The sequence below is a fragment of the Microcoleus sp. BM001215392 genome (assembly GCF_036700185.1).
In the GTDB taxonomy this organism is placed as follows: Bacteria; Cyanobacteriota; Cyanobacteriia; order Cyanobacteriales; family Microcoleaceae; genus Microcoleus.
In genome coordinates this window covers 1-2,366 of sequence record NZ_JAUBOJ010000626.1, presented here as the reverse complement: position 1 = coordinate 2,366, position 2,366 = coordinate 1, and the positions used below count along the sequence as shown (strand labels likewise).

At 46.1% G+C, this 2,366-nt stretch carries 2 pseudogenes; both read left to right on the top strand.

From position 1 onward, the window contains the following. Window positions 1-350 (top strand): annotated as a pseudogene (locus QT974_RS33535) (photosystem II q(b) protein); the annotation flags it as partial. Window positions 351-683: 333 nt separating this feature from the next. Next, window positions 684-1,868: pseudogene (locus QT974_RS33530) on the top strand (RNA-guided endonuclease InsQ/TnpB family protein). Window positions 1,869-2,366 lie beyond the last annotated feature (498 nt).

Sequence of the window (2,366 nt, the reverse complement as noted above, 5' to 3'; positions counted from 1 at the left end):
CCTACAACATCGTTGCAGCCCACGGCTACTTCGGTCGTTTGATTTTCCAATACGCTTCATTCAACAACAGCCGTTCCTTGCACTTCTTGTTAGGCGCATGGCCAGTAGTTGGCATTTGGTTTACCGCTTTGGGTATTTCCACAATGGCATTCAACTTGAACGGTTTCAACTTCAACCAATCGATTATCGACTCACAAGGTCGCGTCATCAACACCTGGGCTGATGTCATCAACCGCGCTAACTTGGGTATGGAAGTCATGCACGAGCGCAACGCTCACAACTTCCCACTCGACTTGGCCGCTGGCGAAACAACTCCAGTTGCATTGGTTGCTCCTTCCATCAACGGTTAATTTTTAACTTGAGATAAACAGAAAGCGCCCCTAGAAATAGGGGCGCTTTTTGTTTGGGAAAATATATTTATAGCCTTTCTCAAAAAAGTGAGGTATGCCCTATGCCCACGGAGACCTATGCCCTATGCCCATGAGTACCTCATATGGGAGTTTGAAAGGCATCTCGGATTCCCTCTTGCTTCCATGCGTTCGTTAGGTTAAATCGGCTAAATTCATCTCAAAAAGGGGGTTGGAAACCCTGTCCTTTTAGGACGGCTTTACATAAATTTTTGTTAAAAACCGCCCTTTCACACTACAAGTGCTAGAGTGTGAAGGGAACGCCAAAAGGTGAGTATGACATTAAGAGCCTTCAGCTACCGATTCTACCCAACCCCGGAACAAGAGAGTTTGTTGCGACGCACGCTCGGTTGCACCCGCTTGGTCTACAACCGTGCTTTAGCTGCAAGAACCCAAGCATGGTACACAGAGCTTAAACGGGTAGGTTACGCTGAAACCTCCTCCATGCTAACCGAATGGAAGAAAACAGAAGAACTAGATTTTCTGAATGAAGTTAGCTGCGTACCCTTACAGCAGTGTTTGCGTCACCTACAAACTGCTTACACCAAGTTTTTTGACGGGCGGGCAAAGTATCCCAACTTCAAGAAGAAGCGAAACGGTGGTAGTGCAGAGTTCACCAAGTCGGCATTTAAGTTTAAGGATGGACAAGTCTACCTAGCAAAATGCACCCAAGCGTTGCCTATTCGTTGGAGCCGGAGCTACCTATGGGCGGGGTTCCATCAACCATTACGGTGAAGCTTGCACCATCTGGTAGATGGTCAGTATCCCTGCTGGTAGATGTTGAAATTAAGACTTTACCTAAGTCAGACTCTCAAGTGGGCATCGACTTGGGAATTGCTAGTTTGCTCACGACCAGCAGTGGTGAAAAGATTGTCAATCCCCAAGGATTCAAGGCAAAATATCGCAAACTCACCCGAGCACAGAAATCTTTAAGTCGAAAGCAAAAAGGATCTAACAACCGTCACAAAGCGCGACTTAAAGTAGCGCGAGTGCATCAAGAGATCGCTGATGCAAGAAAAGATAACCTTCACAAGCTAACCACTCGATTGGTGCGCGAAAACCAAACGATTGCCATTGAGAATTTAGCTGTGAAGAATATGATTAAAAATCCCAAACTAGCCGCTTCCATTAGTGATGCAAGTTGGGGCGAATTAGTCAGGCAACTTGAATACAAGTGTGACTGGTACGGTCGTACTTTAATCAAGATTGACAGATGGTTTCCGAGTTCAAAGCGGTGTGGAAACTGTGGACACATCGTTGAAAAAATGCCGTTGAATATCCGGGAATGGAATTGCCCCAAGTGTGGGACGCACCATGACCGAGATATCAATGCGGCAAAAAACATTTTGGCGGCAGGGCTTGCCGTGGAGCGTCTGTGGAGCGACCGTAAGACCCGAACAGAGTAAATCTGTTAAGGCAGGTGCGAAACCCCCTGGGGGAAGGAAGCAGAAACCTAAGTAGCGATGCTTGGGAATCAAGAGTGCGTTTACGCACCCGGTGGATGTCAAATGATGGTCTAGGATTCCAATAGTCAGATTCAGGATATGTTGGACTTGCCGTAGAGTGTTCGCTAGCAGTAGTGCAATTGTGTCAATTCCAGAATATTAACATAGAGTAGCAAAGAAATGGAGTAAATCGGAGTTTCCAGTTTACCCCAGGGATAAAAACCCTGCTACGCCAGAATAAGATCCTTGAGATCTACGCTACCTGAGGTCAAAACCCCAATAGGATTCGCTAGTTCTAAGCGGTTTGGCAAATAGAACATTGCCTAGTTTCTGAGGGTGAAACACTATTGCCAGTGACAAGTTTCAGGAGCATTTTCAAAGCAAACATCACCCGAAAGGCGAAGCAGAAATGCAACCAACGAAACAACAGAACTGGGTATTTCAGCTCAACGGAGACAATTGGAGTTTAGACTAAGCACAAATTTACTCAGCTAACGCTGAGTAAAAATTATGG